Origin of the sequence: Nocardioides sp. Iso805N (genome assembly GCF_000364605.1) — a bacterium.
Lineage (GTDB): Bacteria > Actinomycetota > Actinomycetes > Propionibacteriales > Nocardioidaceae > Nocardioides.
The window spans coordinates 19,755-35,666 of the sequence record NZ_KB822587.1; the positions used below are offsets into that span (position 1 = coordinate 19,755).

The window sequence follows — 15,912 nt, forward strand, 5'->3', positions numbered from 1 at the left end:
CGGTCGTTGTTCCAGCGAATGAATGCGGTTTCATTGCTGTTCCAGGCATACTACGACGACGCGGTGCGGGTGGGAAGCGTGCTGCCGAGCGGACGGAGGCGAGCGATGGTCACGTTGCGCGACGTCGCACGCGCCGCCGGGGTGTCGCCGGCGACAGCCTCGCGGGCGCTGGGCAATCCCGATGTCGTCGCCGTAAGCACCCGCGAACGCGTGCTCCGCACCGCGCGTGAGCTCGGCTACCGGGCGAACCAGGCGGCGCGCGCGCTCGCGACCGGCAACAGCGGCATGATCGGGTTGGTGCTCCCCGACATCGAGAGCCCGTTCTTCGCCTCGATCGCCAAGGGGGTCGATGCGCGCGCACGCGAGCTCGGGTCCGCGGTGCTCATCGCGGACACCGAGGAGGACGCAGCGCTCGAGTTCGAGATCGCCGCCCGCGTCCAGGAGCGGGTCGAGGGCGTGATCCTCTGCTCGCCCCGCATGAGCAGGGCGCATCTGGAGGAGCTCGCCGCCCTCGGCCCCGTCGTACTGGTCAACCGCGAGGCCGGTGGCCTGCCCTCGGTCAGCTTCGACACGCCCGCCGGCGTGCGTGAGGCGCTGGTGCTCCTGCACGGCCTGGGCCACCGATCGGTCGGCTACGTCGGCGGCCCCCGGTCCGCCTGGTCCGACGCGGAACGCAGGTCCACGCTCGATGCCGTCGCCGGTCTCGAGGTCGACGGCCTCGACATCGTCGACCTCGGGCACCACCGTCCGGTCTTCAGCAGCGGCGTCGCCGCGGCCGACGCTGCCGCCGCTTCCGGGGCCACCGCCGTGCTCTGCTACAACGACCTGGTCGCGCTCGGCGTCATCCGACGGCTGCAGAGTCGAGGCATCCGGGTGCCTGAGGACATCTCCGTGGTCGGCTTCGACGACATCCCGTTCGCGACCCTGGCGGCGCCGCCGCTCACCACCGTCGCGGTGCCCTGGGCGCCCGCGGGTCGCGCCGCCGTCGACCTCCTCCTCGGCACCGGTCGACCTCAGGCCCCCCAGCACTTCCGGTTGGCGGTCGACCTCGTGGTGCGCGACTCGACCGGCGCTGGTCCGGCCGGGAACGCGGAGTAGCGCGTGCCGCTCGCCGCCGTAGGCTGAGCGCCGTGGACCCGCAGCACATCCGGTACTTCCTGGCGGTCGCCGATCACGGCAGCATCAACGCCGCAGCCAGCGCCCTCGGCATCGCGCAGCCGACCATCTCCCAGGCGCTGCGGTTGCTGGAGCGCGACCTCAAGACACCGCTGTTCTACCGGATCGGCCGCGGCATGGTCCCCACCTCGGCGGGTCATGCCCTGGTCGGGCCGGCCCGCACGATCCTGCGCGACATGGCCACAGCCGCCGGGTCGATCCCTGACGCGGACGGCCAGCTGCGTGGGCGCGTCGACCTGCGCTCGCACCCCGCACTCAGCAGTGGGATCCTGCCGCGCCTGGTCGCCGCGTTCAGGCTCCGCCACCCCCACGTGCGCGTCACGCTCGACGTGATGTACGACGACGCCGAGGCCACCTCGCTGCTGCGCGACGCAGTGTGCGAGATCGTCGTCGGCCACCTCCCGGTTGCCGGAGCCGGGCACGAGACAGCAGAGGCCGCGGCCCCGACAGCGTTGACGACACTCGAGCTCGGCACCCAGATCTACGATCTCGCACTACCCCCTGGCGAGGGTCCCAACGAGGACGACATGAGCTGGGACGACCTCGATGCCGCCATGGTCGTGGTCCCTCACGGCAACCTGCACGCGCAGCGCATGTTCGAGGCGATGAGCCCACATCAGCAGGCTCGCCGCCCAGCCGTGGTCGTGCAGAATCGCGAGGCGCGGCTCGCGTTCGCACTCGCCGGAGTCGGACCCACCTGGATCGAGCGCACCGAGCGCGAACGTGCCCTGAGCCATGGTGCCCGGGTGCGCACGATGGTCCCGGCCCTGCCGGCACCGTACGGGCTCGTCTATGACGCCGAGTCGTTGTCTCCGGCCGCGCGTGCGTTCGTCGCCATGGCCGTCGAACTGGTGGGAGACGAGGCGAGTCAGTCGGCTCCCGCAGCGGCGATCGTCGCCAAGAACGCCTCGGAGGCCGGCGAGAGCTGATCGGCGCGGTAGACCACCGCCACCTCGCGCAGGATCTCCGGCGTCAGCCGCCGCAGCTCGACGCCCGTCAGCTGACTGAGGGCGATGCCCTCCGGCATCAGCGCGATGCCCGCACCCAGCATCGCCAGCTCCCAGGTCATCTGACGGAAGCCGCTGCGCAGTGCGGCCTCGGAGGCCGGCGGCAGCAGGTCGGGCTGGGCCACCACGTCGGCCAGCCGATCCTCGGTCGACCGGATCAGCGCAAGCTCCGCGAGCATGGTCTGCGGCACCGGGTCGGGCAGGTCGGCGGCGAGGTCGGGAGTCATCGCCAGGACCATCCGCTGAGGGGCTATCGGCAGCACCGTGAGCGCGTCGGCCTTGACCGGCAGTGTTGTCAGGCCCAGGTCAGCGTCGCCCCGGCGTACGGCGGCGACCACGCCGGCGGCGTGTCCTGGATCCGCGACCCGGACCTCGACCTCGGGATGACTGCTGCGGAAGGACTGCACCAAGCCAGGAAGGGGATGGAGCGTCACATCGGCGACGGCACTGATCTGCAGTCGACCGGCGCGCAGCTCGCGCACCGCCGCGACGCTGCGGCGTGCGAGCGCAACGTCGCTCATCACCCTCCGTGCCGCGATCTCGAACGCGCGGCCTGCCTCGGTGAGCTCGAGCCTGCGGCCGCTACGGTCGAAGAGGTCGGCGCCGAGCTCGCGCTCGAGGCTCTTGATCGCCTGCGAGAGCGACGGCTGGGCGATGAACAGCGCGTTGGCCGCCTTGGTCACGCCGCCGTGATCGACGACGGCCACGAAGTACTCAACCAGCCGCAGGTCCACCGGCCGAGCATAGGCGAGGTGTTGCGCAGGCGACGGGTCGGATGGCACGGAGACTCGTCACGCCCCAAGGCGTCGCGCTCAGCCCTGGAGTCGCCGCTTCTCAGCGCGCACGAGGCCGCCGCCGATGATGAGCCGTTGGATCTCACTGGTGCCCTCGTAGAGCCGCAGCAGGCGCACCTCGCGATAGATCCGCTCCACGGGGACCTCACGCATGTACCCGGTGCCGCCGTGGATCTGGACGGCTTTGTCAGCGACCTGACCGGCCATCTCGGTGCAGTAGAGCTTCGCCACCGACGGCGCGATCCGACGGTCCTCGCCGGAGTGATACTTGCGGGCACACTCGCGCACCAGCGCCTCGCCGGCTAGGACGCCGGTCTGCATGTCGGCCAGATGGGCCTGGACCAGCTGGAAGTCGCCGATGGGGGTGCCGCCCTGGGTGGCGCTGGCTGCATAGGCGACCGACTCGTCCAAGGCACGCCGCGCCGAGCCGACGGCGAGCGCGGCGATGTGCACCCGCCCGCGGGCGAGCGAGCCCATCGCCGCCTGGTAGCCGACCTCTTCCGAGCCGCCGACAAGGGCCGTGGCCGGGACCCGTACGTCGGTGAACGTCACGTCGGCGGTCCAGGCACCCTCCTGACCCATCTTCTTGTCCTTCGGTCCGACCTCGACCCCCGGCGTACCGGCTGGGACCAGGAAGACCGCGATGCCGTTGTCCTTCTCGGTTGCCTCACGGGTGCGGGCGAAGGCGATGAACAGGTCGGCGACCGGGGCGTTGGTGATGAACCGCTTCGCCCCGTTGATCACCCACTCGCCGGTGTCGGGATCCTGGACCGCGCGGGTGCGCAACCCGGCCGGGTTCGAACCCGCTCCGGGCTCGGTCAGGGCGAAGGACGCCACCACCTCGCCCGAGGCGATCCCCTCCAGCCACGTGGCCTTCTGCTCGTCGGTGCCGTAGTTGACCAGCACCTGGCCGGCGATGCCGTTGTTGGTGCCGAACATCGAGCGCAGGGCCAGCGACGTGTAGCCGAACTCCATCGCCAGCTCGACATCCTGACGCAGGTTGAGCCCCAACCCACCCCACTCCTGCGGGATGGCGTAGCCGAACAGGCCGAGCTCGGCGGTCGCGGCCCGCAGATCATCGGGGATCGCGTCGGCCGCCATGATCTCGTTCTCCCGCGGCACGACCTTCGTGCGGATGAACTCCCGCGTGGCCGCCAGGATCTCGGCGAAGTCCTCGTCCGCGACCTGGGTCGGGGCGGGCTGCGTGGTGGTGCTCATGGCTTCTCCTCCGGAGTCGGGGCAGCGGCGTCTGCGGCGTCCTCGCCGAGGACGAGTACGACGGTCTCGGCGACGCAGGCGGGTTTGGCCTCGCCGTCGACGCTGATGGTGACGCGGGTGGTCAGGTAGGTCCCCTGGGCCTCGCGGCGTACGTCCGTGAGCTCCGCGCTCGCGCGCACCGTCGAGCCGACCCTCACCGGGGTCGGGAAGCGGACCTTGTTGCAGCCGTAGTTGAGGCGCGAGGTGCCGAAGCCGATCGCATAGATCCGCGAGGACAGGATCGGAACCAGGGACAGGGTGAGGTAACCGTGCGCGATGGTCCCTCCGAACGGACCGGCCGCCGCCTTCTCGGCGTCGACATGGATCCACTGGTGGTCGCCCGTCGCGTCGGCGAACAGATCGACCCTGTCCTGGTCGATGAGCAGTCCGTCGCTGGTGCCGAGTGGCTGTCCCACCAGTGCCTCGGCCTCGGCCGAGGAGGCGATGACGCGAGCGGCCATCACGACACCCGCTCGAAGACACCGGCCAGACCCTGGCCCCCGCCGATGCACATGGTCAGCAGGCCGTAGCGGCCCTCCCGACGGTGCAGCTCACGAGCCAACGTGGCGAGCATCCGGCCGCCGGTCGCTCCGACGGGGTGACCGAGCGAGATGCCCGAGCCTCGGACGTTGAGCCGCTCGTCGGTGCCGTCCACCTTCCACTCCCGCAGACATGCCAGCGCCTGCGCGGCGAAGGCCTCGTTGAGCTCGATCAGGTCGAGGTCGGCGATGCTGAGGCCGGCGCGCTCGAGCGCTCCGGCCGTGGCCGGGACCGGGCCGATGCCCATCCGGTTGGGCTCTACGCCGGCCATCCCCCAGCTGACCAGACGTACGAGCGGGGTCAGACCGAGTCGCTCGGCCTTCTCGACGGTGGTGACGATGGCCATCGAGGCGGCGTCGTTCTGGCCCGATGCGTTGCCGGCGGTCACGGTCGCCTCCGGGTCGCTCGCCAGCAACACCGGCTTGAGCTTGGCCAGGGTCTCGACCGAGGCATCGGAGCGCGGATGCTCGTCGGTGGTGATGACGTCCTCGCCCTTCCGGGACCGCACGGTGACCGGCACGATCTCCTCGGCGAGCAGCCCGGACTGCTGCGCGGCGATCGCCTTGCGATGCGAGTGGACGGCGAACTCGTCCTGCTCCGCACGGCTGATGCCGTAGTCGCGACGCAGGTTCTCCGCGGTCTCGAGCATGCCGCCTGGCACTGGGTAGCCCTCGCCGCCGGCGGTCTGACGCCCGCGCACCAGGCCATCGTGGATCTTCACGCCGGTGCGGGCACCGCCCCAGCGCATGTCGAGAGAGTAGAACGCGACGTTGCTCATCGACTCGACACCGCCGGCGATGACCAGGTCGCTGCCACCGGATGCGACCTGCATGACCGCGTTGACGACGGACTGGAGCCCTGACCCGCAGCGCCGGTCGACCTGCTGACCGCCGACGGTGACCGGCAGCCCGGAGTCCAGCGCGATGACGCGGCCGATGGCCGGGCCCTCGGGGGTCGGGTAGCAGTGGCCGAGGATGACGTCGTCGACCTGGTCGTGCGGCAGCCCGGTGCGCTCGAGGAGGCCGGTGAGAGCCGCGACGCCGAGCTGCGTGGGGGTCAGGGACTGGAACATGCCGCCGTACCCGCCGATGGCGGTGCGAACCGGCTCGCAGATGACGACCTGGCGCGGATCGGTCATGACATGGCCTTTCGGGTGAGGGTGAGGCTGGTGTGCACGCGTCCCGCCGTGGGCGGCGCGTCGGAGACCAACTCGGCAAGTTGGGTGTCGGACCGGCTCGGGTCCGCGGCGAGCCGCAGCCGGGCGGGTTCGCCGCAGAAGAGCGGCGCGAGGTTGCGGTGGGTCACGGTCCCTACGTCGTCCATGCCCGCCAGCCGGGCCGTCTCGGCGAGGGCCAGCGTCATCAGCGGTCCGTGGACCACCAGCCCGGGATATCCCTCCACGCCGGTGGCATAGGGCCAGTCGTAGTGGATCCGGTGGGCGTTGGCGGTGGCTGCGCTGAACCGCATCAGGAGGCTCGGATCGGTGTGGAGCTCCCACTCCCCCGGAGCCGCAGCCCGCAACGGCGCACCGGGTTCGGCCGACCTCGGCAGGGCGGCAGGCGGCGCGTCGGGGTCGCGCTCCGCGGCGCCACGGAAGATCAGGTCCTGACGCTCTTCGAGACACAAGGTGGTGCCGTCGAAGAGCCGGGTCCTGGTGGTGACGACCACGAGCTCGCCGGATCGGCCGCGCTTGTGCTCGACCGCCGTCACCTCGGCCTCGCGGCGCAGGGTCGAGCCGATCGTGATCGGCGCTTGCAGCCGCACCTCGCCGCCCGCGAACATTCGCCGAGGCAGATCGATCGGCGGCAGGAACGACCCGCGTCGGGGATGCCCGTCGACGCCGAGTGTCGTCGACGGCGACCACGTCGGCACCGCCAGCCAGTGCCACAAGGGCGGCAGCCGGTCACCGCGCCCCACCTCCGGCAGGCCGTCGTCCAGAAGCGCCTGGAACGCAGCGACCGGACCGGCCTCGATCACCACCGTGTCGGTGACCGGACGCGGCTCCCAGTCCATGTCAGAGATGCCGCCCACCCGTGACCTCGGCGACCGTGCCGGTCATGTAGGAGGACAGGTCCGAGGCGTAGAAGAGACAGACCTTGGCGATCTCGTCCGGCTCCCCGGCACGACCCATCGGGATCTCGGCCATCTTCTGCTCCCAGGCGTGCTGCGGCATCGCCTCGGTCATCGGCGTGCGGATCAGGCCCGGCTGGACCGCGTTGACACGCACCCCCAGGTGGGCGAGCTCCTTCGCCGCGGCCTTCGTCAGACCGACGATGCCCGCCTTGGCCGCGGAGTAGTTCGTCTGGCCGACGTTGCCGACCTTGCCGGAGATCGACGACATGTTGATGATGACGCCGCTGCCCTGCTCACGCATGATGAGCGAGGCGAGCTTGGTGCCGTTCCAGGCTCCCTTGAGGTGCACCGAGACGACCTGGTCGAACTGGTCCTCGGTCATCTTGCGCATCGTCGCGTCGCGGGTGATGCCGGCGTTGTTGACCAGGATGTCCAGCGAGCCGAACGCGTCGACCGCAGCATCGAGCATCGCCTCCACGTCCTCGTAGCTGCTGACGTCGCACCGCACCGCGCGGGCGACCTCCTCGCCACCGAGCTCCTTGGACGCCGCCTCGGCCGCGGCCAGGTCGAGGTCGCCCAGCAGCACGCGCGCCCCCTCCTCGACGTACCGCTTCGCGATCGCGAACCCGATGCCCTGCGCGCCGCCGGTGACGACGGCGACCTTGCCCTCGAGCAAGCCCGTCCCTGAACCCATGTGTCAGTACCTCTCCCTCTTCACGTCGCGGGCGATGACCTGCGCCGCGATCACGTTCCTCTGGATCTCGTTGGTGCCTTCGCCGACGATCATCAGCGGGGCGTCGCGGAAGTAGCGCTCCACGTCGTACTCGCGCGAGTAGCCGTAGCCGCCGTGCACACGAACTGCGTCGAGCGCGACCTGCATCGCGGTCTCCGAAGCGAACAGCTTCGCCATCCCGGCCTCCAGATCGGCGCGCTTGCCCGCATCCAGACGGTCGGCGGCGTCCCGGGTCAGCAGGCGCGCGGCCCGCATCTTGGTCGCCATGTCGGCGATCAGGTTGCCGACGCTCTGGTGCTTCCAGATCGGCTTGCCGAAGGTCTCCCGCTGCTGCGCGTAGGCGACCGCCGCCTCGAGCGAAGCCTGGCCGACGCCGAGGGCGCGTGAGGCGACCTGGATGCGGCCGACCTCGAGGCCGCGCATCATGTGGCCCCAGCCCTTGTGGGGCTCGCCGCCGAGGACAGCCGCGGCAGGGACCCGAACCCCGTCGAAGGAGAGCGTGCACGCCTCGACGCCCTTGTAGCCGAGCTTCGGGATCTTCGGGGAGACCTCGTAACCGGCAGGGTCGGCGCCATGCTCGCCGTCCCAGCCGCCGGTCTCGACCAGAATCACGCTCATGCCGGCGTGCGCGGGCCGGGCATCGCGGTCGGTCTTGCAGAGCAGCCCGATCAGGCCGGAGTGGGCCGCGTTCGAGATCCAGGTCTTGGCGCCGTTGATCACCCAGTCATCGCCGTCGCGCGTGGCATAGGTGGACATCGCCTGCAGGTCCGAGCCGCCGCTCGGCTCGGTGAGTGCCATCGTCGCGCGCAGCTCACCGGTGGCCATCCGCGGCAGGTACTTCGCTTGCTGCTCAGACGTACCGAAGGTCCTGATCAGGTAGGTGATCACCGAGTGGCCGCCGATCGCCCCGGCCAGGCTCATCCAGCCGCGGGCGAGCTCCTCGGTGACCCCCGAGAAGGCCGCCATGCTGACGTCGACCCCGCCGTACTCCGCCGGGACGAGCAGCCCGAAGAAGCCGAGCTTCTTCATCTCCTCGATGAACGCCTCGGGATAGGTGTCGCTCTCCTCGAATCGCCGTACGTCGGGCTTGACCCGCTCGTCCACGAAGTCGCGGACGAGCGCGATCATCTCCTCCTCGTCGGAGCTGAGCTGGCTCATGCGTTGTTCTCCTTGGTGGGTGCGGGATCGGATACGGCCGCGCAGATGCGTCGAGCACGCTCGATGACGGGCTTGTCGACCATACGGCCGTCGACCGTGACGACGCCGCCTGCCAGGTCGGCCGGGACGGCAGCGAGGACACGCTCGGCCCACGCCACGTCTTCGCCGCTCGGTCGCAGGACGGCGTCCACGACGTCGACCTGTCGAGGATGGATGCAGAGCTTGCCGGCGAAGCCGAGCCTGTGTGCCGCGGCCGTCTCGGCCGCCAGCGCCTCGGCATCGTCGATCGCGGCATGGACGCCGTCGACCGGCCCGGCCAGGCCCGCTGCCGCGCTGGCCAGAACGAGCGCACTACGAGCCGCGCGCAGGGCGTCGGCGTCGACAGGGTCGACGCCGAGCTCGGCAGCGAGGTCGAAGCTGCCGAAGGCAAGGCGAGTCACCCCGGCCGTGCGGGCGATCGGCCGCGCGTCCAGCACGCCGGTCGCGGTCTCGATCAAGGCCACCACGACCGCTGCTCGACCGGCGGCCTCCAGGGCGCCACCCGCCTCGGCCTTGGCGAGCATGACGGCGCCGGCCCGGTCGGCGACCGCGCTCAGATCTGCCTCGTGCCACGGCGTCCCAGCGGCGTTGACCCTGACCGCGACACGTGCCGCGTCCTCGGGAGCGAGCGCCTCGAGCCACTCCACGACCGCCTCGCGGGCGCCCTGCTTCTCAGCGGGAGCGACGGCGTCCTCCAGGTCGAGGATCACCATGTCCGCGGCCGTCGCGAGTGCCTTGGCGAACCGCTCGGGTCGATTGCCCGGCACGAAGAGCAGCGACCTGGCGGCGGAGACCACGTCGCTCATGCGATCACGCCCTCGGCGTACAGCGTCTGCAGGCGGTCGGCGTCGATGCCCGGCAAGGCGCCCACGATCTCGTCGGTGTGCTCCCCGACCGAGGGCGCCGGCACCGCGGGCCCCTGGCGACCGGCCATCACCAACGGCGACCCCGCCGCCAGGTGCGGCCCGATTCCGGGCTGGTCGACCTCGCTGAACAGAGGGTTGGCCCGGACCATGTCACTGGCCACCACCTGGTCGAAGGTCCGGTACGGCGAGGCAAGCGCCCGGCTGCGCGCCAGCAGCGGCACGACGTCTGCCCACGGCAGGGTGGCGAAGCGTCCCTGCAGCAGTGCGGTGATCACCGCGCGGTTGCGGTAGCGCTCCGCCTCGTCGCTCAGGTCGACCTCCAGGGCCTTCTCCACCGCCGCCATCGCATCGACCAGACCAGTCTGGTCCAGGAGCCCCCGCCAGTGCGATGCGGTCAGCACGACCAGCATGAACCGCACGCCGTCCAGGCTGACGAAGTCGTGCCCGTAGGTGCCGTAGACGTAGTTGCCCGACGGCCCGCGCGAGATCCCACCGAGCTGCGCCTCGGTCAAGAAGCCCATCGCACCGATCGCGGACAGCGCCACATCCTCCAAGGCGAGCCGGACCTGCTGCCCCAGACCGGTCGCTGCACGTTCCCGCTCGGCCGCCAGCAGCCCGGTCGCGAGGTACAGACCGGCGGCGATGTCCCACGCCGGGACCTGCGAGTTCACCGGGTTGGCAGCCTCAAGCGGCCCGGAGACGAACGGGAAGCCCGTCTCCGCCTGCACCGTGTAGTCCACGGCCGAGCCGCCGTCACGCCGGCCGGTGAGCAACACGTGGATCACGTCCGAGCGGCGCTCGCGCAGCCCGGCAAAGGTTAGATCGCGATAGCGCTCCGAGTTGCTCACCACGATGCCGCCCGCCGTGCCCGTGCCTTCACCCACGATCAGGTCGGCGACCAGGTCCCGGCCTGCTTGCGAGGCGAGGTCCACGGCCAGCGCGCGCTTGCCCTTGTTCAGCCCGCTCCAATACATGCTGGTGCCGCCGGCCGCACGCGGGAGCCGGCTTCGGTCCGGAGCTCCCCCGATCTGCTCCACGCGGATGACCTCGGCGCCCAGCTGAGCGAGGGCGAGGCCGCACAACGGCGTGGCGATGTAGCTCGACAGCTCGACGATCCTCAAGCCGTCGAGCGGACCGGCTGGGGTGATGCCCATCAGAGAACCTCTTCACAGGTGGCAGAGCGTGCAACGGGAGGCACGGCGGCCACCCGACCATTCAAGATCCACAGGCCCGGGTGCGCAAAGACCCCTGCACGATGCCGGCATGAGGCGTCTCCTATGTCTCCGGCCGGGCGTCCGGGCACGCGCCGCGCTACGCGGGTCCGCCGCCTATCTTCGCGTCGTCGCCTCGATCGCCGATCGGACCAATCCCGCGGCACCACCACGAGCGAATCGGATGATGACGATCAGCAGCCCACCGTAGATCGCCGGCGTGTAGATCGGGGCGATCCCCAGGTGCTGGGTCAGCTGCGGCGCGTACTGAAGGAAGAAGCCTCCCACCACCGCGCCGGGCACCGAAACCGAGCCGCCGATCGCCATGCCGACGAAGAAGTTGATGGAGGTGTCGAGGCTGAGGTCCCCCGGGCTGACGAACTGCCGCTGGATGGCGAACAGTCCACCTGCGAGGCCCGCGATGGCAGCGCTCGCCGCGAAGGTTGCGACCTTGATCCTGGCGAGCGGCACGCCGAAGCCCTCGGCGACGACATCGGCGTCACGGACCGCCTGGATCTGCCGACCGGCGCTGCTTGCCTTGAGCAGGTGGACGAAGAGCAGGCAGACGAGCAGTACGACGAGGGTCACGAGGTAGGCCCACTCACCGGTCGTCAGACCGAATGCCTCGGGAGCGGCATAGAGCGGGAAGATCGTCTTGCCCGCCGTACCGCCGGTCGTGTCCGCGAACTTCTGGATGAGTGAGGGGAACACGAGTCCGATGCCGAAGGTCGTCAGCGCGACGTAGAGGCCTCGCAGGCGGAGCGCGGGAAGCGCCACGATGACGCCCGCTCCGGCGGACAGCACCACTCCTGCGGCCATCGCCGCGGGATAGGACCAGCCATGATCGGTGACCAGGATCGCCACGGCGTAGGCGCCGATCCCGACGAAGGCCGATTGCCCCAGGGAGATCTGACCGTTCAGGCCGGTCAGGAGGTTCATGCTCAGCACGCCCAGCGACAGGTACAACGCTCCCGACACCTGGGAGAGCTGGTAGCCGGAGATCAGCCACGGCAAGCCGGCACCGAGCACGATCGCTGCGCACGTCACAGTCCAACCGATCCGGCGCCATCGTTCCCGAGCCAGCCCGGCAACGTCGGGTGACGTCATGTCATCACGGTCCAAGACGGTGGTCATCAAAGCCTCCTTGAGTCGGGTCGACCGAACAGACCGGTGGGCTTGAGCATCAGGACGACGATGATGACGACGAGCGCGGTCATGAGGCTGAGGTCATTCCCGACGAACCCGACATATCCGCTCACCATCGTCTGCAGCACGCCGACGAGCAGTCCACCGACGACCGCTCCGGCCGGGCTGTCGAAGCCGCCGAGCGTGGCGGCGGTGAAGGCGTAGAGGAGCACGCCCTGGAGCATCCCTGTGTAGACATAGGTCTGAGGGGCGACGAGCGCTGCGGCGAGCGCTCCGAGTGCCGCAGCAGCACCCCACCCGATCATCAGCATCCGCGAGCGCCTGATGCCCAGCAGTCGGGCCGACTCCGGGTTGTCCACCGATGCCCGCATGGCAAGCCCGAGGCGTGTCCTGTGGAAGGTGAACCACATGAGTCCGCTGAGCGCCGATATGACGACGAACAGGCCGATCGAGGAGTAGGGCACAAGCACCTGGCCGATGTGCCAGGAACCGCTGGGGAAGGGCGAGCCGAGGGTCTCGGTGTCGACGGTGAACAGGCCGCCGGCCAGCGAGTCGAGTGCCAGGAGCAGCCCCAACGTCACGATGATCACCGGCAGATGGTCGCGGGAGTCCTCGACCGGCCTGATGATGACGCGCTCGATCGCCGCCCCGCCGACGAACCCTGCGACGACGCCGGCCAGGATCGCCGGTATCAGCGGCCAGCCCAGGTCGGTCAGCTTCCAGATGAGGAAGCAGCAGAACATCGCCATCTCGCCCTGGGCGAGGTTGAGCGTGCCGGTCGCGCGGAACACGAGCACGATGGCGAGCGCCAGCGCGGCATAGATGCAACCCGAAGACAGTCCGTCGACCAGGCGCTGAGAGAAGAGTTCCATTCGGTGATCCCTTTGCTGTGAGCCTCAGAGGCCCAGGTAGGCCTGACGGACGCGCTGGTCGTCGCGGAGCTCGTCCGCAGCACCCGCGAGTGCGACGCGGCCCGCCTCCAGGACGACGCCGCGGTGGGCCACCCGCAGGGCCGCGGTGGCGTTCTGCTCGACAACGAGCATCGCGGTGCCGAGGTCGCGGTTGAGCTCGGCGAGCTTGTCGAAGAGCTCGTGGACCACGGCTGGCGCCAGGCCCAGAGACGGCTCGTCCAGGAGAAGGACACGCGGTCGGCCCATCAGCGCACGGGCCACGGCGAGCATCTGCTGTTCGCCCCCCGAGAGCTGTCCCGCGTTCTGCTGCATGCGCTCGGCGAGACGTGGGAAGACAGTGGTCCAACGTTCGATGTCCGCCTTCAGGTCCAGCCGCCCGCGACGAGCCGCAGCGCCCGCGACCAGGTTCTCGTGCACCGTCAGGTTCGGAAACGTGCCGCGCCCCTGCGGTACGTGCCCGACGCCGAGACGTGCCATCCGCTCGGGCGACTTCGGCGTCACCGAAGCGCTACCGAGGTCGACCGTGCCGCGCATCCGCACCAGACCGGAGATCGCGCGCAGCAACGTCGTCTTCCCGGCACCGTTCGCACCGAGCAACGCGACCACTTCGCCCTCGCTCACGTGGATCTCGACGTCGCGCAGGACCATCAGCCTGCCGTAGCCGGCTGCCTCGATCCTCGCTCGCAAGGCGGGGGCGCTCATCCGACGGCCTTTCCGAGGTAGGCCTCGACGACGACCGGGTCCTGCGCGATCTCTGCGGGTGTGCCATCGGCGAGAAGACGGCCCGAGCTCAGCACGATGGTGCGATCACACAGCCGCCGGATCAGTCCCATGTTGTGCTCGACGACGACGAGGGTCGGGCCGCCGGCGTCTCGCAGCGACATCAGCTCGTCGACCAGGTGCGCCACTTCCGCCTGCGCCATACCGGCGGCAGGCTCGTCGAGGAGGAGCAACGTGGGCCGGCCGATGAGGGCACGCGCCATCTCCACCCGCTTCTGCACCCCGTACGGGAGCTGATCGACGGGCCAATGCGCCACGTGCTCGAGTTGGAAGCGGCGAAGCATCTCCCATGCTTCCTCATGCGTGGCCCGCTCATGTCGGCGCGAAGGCCGTATCCGCAGCGCGGAGACGACAAGGCCACTGCCCTCCCGAACCGTCGCTCCGACCAGCACGTTCTCCAAGACGGTGAGACCGCGGAAGAGGGCGATGTTCTGATAGGTCCGGCCCACCCCCCGGCCGAAAAGGCGGTGGCGTGGGAGACCGACCAGCTCGACACCGTCGAAGCGAACCGAGCCCGAGGTGGGCCGATACACGCCCGTGATGGCGTTCAGGAGGGTCGACTTCCCCGCACCATTGGGTCCCACCAGGCCGACGATCTGGCCTGTCGGGACGGAGAACGAAATGTCGGTGAGCGCGGCGATGCTGCCGAAGCGCACGCTCACCGAGCTGAGCTCGAGCATTCAAGTACCTCTCGAATCGTCGTGCGAGCGAAAGGGCGGGCCTGCGCCTCGCCCTCTCGCCCTCACCTGCCCGTTGGTCAGTTGGAGACCTGGTAGGGCGTCTCGCCCGTCGGGACGAACTGCGCGTTGGCGCCGTCCCACTTGTCGAGCGTGAACGCACGCAGCGTCGGCTTGCCGGGGGTGCTGCTCACCGCGATGCCGTCCTCAGCGAAGGGGACCGACGTGTCGGCCGGGAGCGACCGGGCTGCTTCCGCGATGCCGACCGAGCTCAGCGTGGTTGCCTTCTCGATGGCGGCGAGTCCGAGCTGGAAGCTGAGCCACGCCGTCTCGGCGTCTCCCGGTGCGATGCCGGCGGCGGTGAGGGTGTCGTGGAAGGTCTTGAATGCCGCATCGTTGGCGAACTTCACCGGGCTCGACTTAGTCTGATTGGTCCGGAACATCTGCGACGTCGCGTCGGGAGCGTCTGCGGCCGACACCACGCCGGCGCTGCACATCGATCCGGTGATGACCGCCGGGCGCCAGGACGAGGCCTGAAGCGCCGCCAGCGACTGCGTGCACTTCACCGAGAGCGACAGATCCACGAAGACGTCGGCCTTCGTGCTCTGCAGGGTCGTCATCTGCGACTTCACATCCGCATCGGTGACCTCGTAGGACTCCTTGGCAACGATGTGCGCCTTCGAGCCGGCCGCCCCGGCCGCGAAGCCGCTCAGCGCGTCCTTCCCGGTGTCGTCGTTCTGATACAGCACAGCGACCTTGGCGTCCGGGTAGTGCTTGGCGACGAACTGACCCATCGCGTTGCCCTGGTCGAGGTAGGTGGAGGCGATCGTCGTGAACGGCGTCCGTCCGCTCAGCAGGGAGGCGGCACCGGCGAGCGGGAACAGCTCAGGCACGCACTGCTGGTTCAGGTACGGCGCGACAGCAGCCGCATTCGCGGTGCCGACCAGCTCGAGCACCCCGGCAACGTGGTCCTTCTCGACCATCTGCCGGACGTTGGACTGCACCTTGCTCGGGGTGTACTGGTCGTCCATCGCGATGATCTTGAGCTTCTTCTTGCCGTCGACCGTGTCGACGCCGCCCTGCGAGTCGACCAGGCTCGCGTAGGCCTGGATCGCCTTGGTGAGCGCACCGACTGAGGCGTAGGGGCCCGACAGCGGCCCCGACGTACCCAGCGTGATCGTGTCGCCCGAGATGGCCGCGGTCGCGGCCGCCGGGCACGCCGAGGTGTCGAAGGAGCCGGAGCCCTGGGAGGCGGCCGCCGTGTTGGACTGACCGGACGAACCGCAAGCGCTGAGAACAGCGGCGCCGAGAGCCAGAGCGCCCAAGGTCGCGATCGGTCCACGCAGGTTGATGGTCATACCGTTGTTCCTCTTCTCGGGCCGTGACGACCGCTTAGCGGTCACTAGTTACACCGTTCTAACCGAAGGAATCGTTGCACTCATCACATCGAACGCTGCCTTCATGTGATGGACGTCACACCGATGCTCGGATAATAGGCCACTATTAGGGTCAGTCCACTTGTTGCTGAACCGTTAGGAGAGACT

16 protein-coding genes are annotated in these 15,912 nt (G+C 69.7%); 2 read left to right on the forward strand and 14 right to left on the reverse strand.

Annotation, left to right across the window (positions count from 1 at the left end):
- Positions 1-33 precede the first annotated feature (33 nt).
- Entirely contained in the window at positions 34-1,098 is a 1,065-nt protein-coding gene (locus H036_RS0119275; protein WP_198290028.1) for a LacI family DNA-binding transcriptional regulator, read from the forward strand.
- A 32-nt stretch (positions 1,099-1,130) separates the two neighbouring features.
- Positions 1,131-2,105 carry a LysR family transcriptional regulator gene (locus tag H036_RS23810; protein ID WP_017936450.1) on the forward strand — a complete coding sequence of 325 codons (975 nt, stop codon included), beginning with the start codon at positions 1,131-1,133 and terminating at the stop codon, positions 2,103-2,105.
- On the opposite strand, the gene H036_RS0119285 is transcribed toward H036_RS23810, so the two are convergent.
- The 14 genes from H036_RS0119285 to H036_RS0119350 form a co-directional block, all read right to left on the reverse strand.
- Positions 2,045-2,917, reverse strand: a complete 873-nt coding sequence (locus H036_RS0119285; protein ID WP_017936451.1) for a LysR family transcriptional regulator — start codon at positions 2,915-2,917, stop codon at positions 2,045-2,047. The genes H036_RS23810 and H036_RS0119285 overlap by 61 nt on opposite strands.
- Before the next feature lie 78 nt (positions 2,918-2,995).
- Positions 2,996-4,195 carry an acyl-CoA dehydrogenase family protein gene (locus tag H036_RS0119290; RefSeq protein ID WP_017936452.1) on the reverse strand — a complete coding sequence of 400 codons (1,200 nt, stop codon included), beginning with the start codon at positions 4,193-4,195 and terminating at the stop codon, positions 2,996-2,998.
- Positions 4,192-4,695, reverse strand: coding sequence for a MaoC family dehydratase (locus tag H036_RS0119295; protein ID WP_017936453.1), 504 nt, complete (start codon positions 4,693-4,695; stop codon positions 4,192-4,194). Before H036_RS0119295 ends, H036_RS0119290 begins: the two co-directional genes overlap by 4 nt.
- Complete coding sequence (locus H036_RS0119300) at positions 4,695-5,912, reverse strand: acetyl-CoA C-acetyltransferase (RefSeq protein ID WP_017936454.1); 1,218 nt, start codon at positions 5,910-5,912, stop codon at positions 4,695-4,697. Before H036_RS0119300 ends, H036_RS0119295 begins: the two co-directional genes overlap by 1 nt.
- Entirely contained in the window at positions 5,909-6,787 is an 879-nt protein-coding gene (locus H036_RS0119305; protein WP_157417659.1) for an FAS1-like dehydratase domain-containing protein, read from the reverse strand. The genes H036_RS0119300 and H036_RS0119305 overlap by 4 nt, the downstream gene beginning before the upstream one ends.
- Position 6,788: 1 nt before the next feature.
- Entirely contained in the window at positions 6,789-7,541 is a 753-nt protein-coding gene (gene fabG, locus H036_RS0119310; RefSeq protein ID WP_017936456.1) for a 3-oxoacyl-ACP reductase FabG, read from the reverse strand.
- 3 nt (positions 7,542-7,544) lie between these two features.
- On the reverse strand, positions 7,545-8,738 hold the full coding sequence (locus tag H036_RS0119315) for an acyl-CoA dehydrogenase family protein (protein ID WP_017936457.1): 1,194 nt from the start codon (positions 8,736-8,738) through the stop codon (positions 7,545-7,547).
- A complete protein-coding gene (locus tag H036_RS0119320) occupies positions 8,735-9,583 on the reverse strand; it encodes an HpcH/HpaI aldolase/citrate lyase family protein (RefSeq protein ID WP_017936458.1) in 849 nt (282 codons plus the stop codon). The genes H036_RS0119315 and H036_RS0119320 overlap by 4 nt, the downstream gene beginning before the upstream one ends.
- Positions 9,580-10,797, reverse strand: a complete 1,218-nt coding sequence (locus H036_RS0119325) for a CoA transferase (protein WP_017936459.1) — start codon at positions 10,795-10,797, stop codon at positions 9,580-9,582. The genes H036_RS0119320 and H036_RS0119325 overlap by 4 nt, the downstream gene beginning before the upstream one ends.
- Positions 10,798-10,971: 174 nt before the next feature.
- Positions 10,972-11,988, reverse strand: a complete 1,017-nt coding sequence (locus H036_RS23815; protein ID WP_017936460.1) for a branched-chain amino acid ABC transporter permease — start codon at positions 11,986-11,988, stop codon at positions 10,972-10,974.
- On the reverse strand, positions 11,988-12,872 hold the full coding sequence (locus H036_RS0119335; protein ID WP_017936461.1) for a branched-chain amino acid ABC transporter permease: 885 nt from the start codon (positions 12,870-12,872) through the stop codon (positions 11,988-11,990). The genes H036_RS23815 and H036_RS0119335 overlap by 1 nt, the downstream gene beginning before the upstream one ends.
- A gap of 24 nt (positions 12,873-12,896) precedes the next feature.
- Complete coding sequence (locus H036_RS0119340) at positions 12,897-13,613, reverse strand: ABC transporter ATP-binding protein (RefSeq protein WP_036489356.1); 717 nt, start codon at positions 13,611-13,613, stop codon at positions 12,897-12,899.
- Positions 13,610-14,371: an ABC transporter ATP-binding protein gene (locus tag H036_RS0119345; RefSeq protein ID WP_017936463.1), complete on the reverse strand. Its 762-nt coding sequence runs from the start codon at positions 14,369-14,371 to the stop codon at positions 13,610-13,612. Before H036_RS0119345 ends, H036_RS0119340 begins: the two co-directional genes overlap by 4 nt.
- 77 nt (positions 14,372-14,448) lie before the next feature.
- Positions 14,449-15,726, reverse strand: a complete 1,278-nt coding sequence (locus H036_RS0119350) for an ABC transporter substrate-binding protein (RefSeq protein ID WP_017936464.1) — start codon at positions 15,724-15,726, stop codon at positions 14,449-14,451.
- Positions 15,727-15,912: the final 186 nt, after the last annotated feature.

Excerpts from the sequence above, each read along its gene's own strand:
- H036_RS0119290 (WP_017936452.1), bottom strand. The coding sequence starts at position 4,195 with ATGAGCACCACCACGCAGCCCGCCCCGACCCAGGTCGCGGACGAGGAC.
- H036_RS0119295 (WP_017936453.1), bottom strand. The coding sequence starts at position 4,695 with ATGGCCGCTCGCGTCATCGCCTCCTCGGCCGAGGCCGAGGCACTGGTG.
- H036_RS0119300 (WP_017936454.1), bottom strand. The coding sequence starts at position 5,912 with ATGACCGATCCGCGCCAGGTCGTCATCTGCGAGCCGGTTCGCACCGCC.
- H036_RS0119305 (WP_157417659.1), bottom strand. The coding sequence starts at position 6,787 with ATGGACTGGGAGCCGCGTCCGGTCACCGACACGGTGGTGATCGAGGCC.
- fabG (WP_017936456.1), bottom strand. The coding sequence starts at position 7,541 with ATGGGTTCAGGGACGGGCTTGCTCGAGGGCAAGGTCGCCGTCGTCACC.
- H036_RS0119315 (WP_017936457.1), bottom strand. The coding sequence starts at position 8,738 with ATGAGCCAGCTCAGCTCCGACGAGGAGGAGATGATCGCGCTCGTCCGC.
- H036_RS0119320 (WP_017936458.1), bottom strand. The coding sequence starts at position 9,583 with ATGAGCGACGTGGTCTCCGCCGCCAGGTCGCTGCTCTTCGTGCCGGGC.
- H036_RS0119325 (WP_017936459.1), bottom strand. The coding sequence starts at position 10,797 with ATGGGCATCACCCCAGCCGGTCCGCTCGACGGCTTGAGGATCGTCGAG.
- H036_RS23815 (WP_017936460.1), bottom strand. The coding sequence starts at position 11,988 with ATGACCACCGTCTTGGACCGTGATGACATGACGTCACCCGACGTTGCC.
- H036_RS0119335 (WP_017936461.1), bottom strand. The coding sequence starts at position 12,872 with ATGGAACTCTTCTCTCAGCGCCTGGTCGACGGACTGTCTTCGGGTTGC.
- H036_RS0119340 (WP_036489356.1), bottom strand. The coding sequence starts at position 13,613 with ATGAGCGCCCCCGCCTTGCGAGCGAGGATCGAGGCAGCCGGCTACGGC.
- H036_RS0119345 (WP_017936463.1), bottom strand. The coding sequence starts at position 14,371 with ATGCTCGAGCTCAGCTCGGTGAGCGTGCGCTTCGGCAGCATCGCCGCG.
- H036_RS0119350 (WP_017936464.1), bottom strand. The coding sequence starts at position 15,726 with ATGACCATCAACCTGCGTGGACCGATCGCGACCTTGGGCGCTCTGGCT.